This window comes from Bradyrhizobium stylosanthis (assembly GCF_001641335.1).
In the GTDB taxonomy this organism is placed as follows: domain Bacteria; phylum Pseudomonadota; class Alphaproteobacteria; order Rhizobiales; family Xanthobacteraceae; genus Bradyrhizobium; species Bradyrhizobium stylosanthis.
Genome location: NZ_LVEM01000020.1, coordinates 1 through 664 on the forward strand (window position 1 = coordinate 1; position 664 = coordinate 664).

The 664-nt window shown below is 66.4% G+C and carries 1 pseudogene; it reads left to right on the forward strand.

Features of this window, described 5'->3' with window-relative positions:
* Positions 1-64: 64 nt before the first annotated feature.
* Positions 65-664, forward strand: a pseudogene (locus A7X65_RS40360) (hypothetical protein); the annotation flags it as partial.

The window sequence follows — 664 nt, forward strand, 5'->3', positions numbered from 1 at the left end:
GCCGGCGACGTCGCCAGCGTCACCGTGACGTTCAGCGAGAGCGTCACGGTGACTGGCACTCACCGTGACGTTCAGCGAGAGCGTCACGGTGACTGGCACCCCGCAACTTGCATTGAACATCGGCGGCACGCCGGTGCAGGCGGCTTACGCCTCCGGCAGCGGCAGCACTCAGTTGGTGTTCACCTACACGATCCAGGCTGGACAGAATGACGCCAACGGCATCAGCCTCGACGCCAATGCGCTGACCCTGAATGGCGGCACCGTCATGGACGCCGCCGGCAACGCGGCGGTGCTGACCGCGGCAGCGGTGGCCGACAATGCCAGTTACAAGGTCGATACCGCTGCCCCGGCGGTGAGCAGCGAAGCGATCACCAGCGCGACGGGCGTGCAGAACAGCACGCTGAAYGCCGGCGACGTCGCCAGCGTCACCGTGACGTTCAGCGAGAGCGTCACGGTGACTGGCACCCCGCAACTTGCATTGAACATCGGCGGCACGCCGGTGCAGGCGGCTTACGCCTCCGGCAGCGGCAGCACTCAGTTGGTGTTCACCTACACGATCCAGGCTGGACAGAATGACGCCAACGGCATCAGCCTCGACGCCAATGCGCTGACCCTGAATGGCGGCACCGTCATGGACGCCGCCGGCAACGCGGCGGTGCTGACC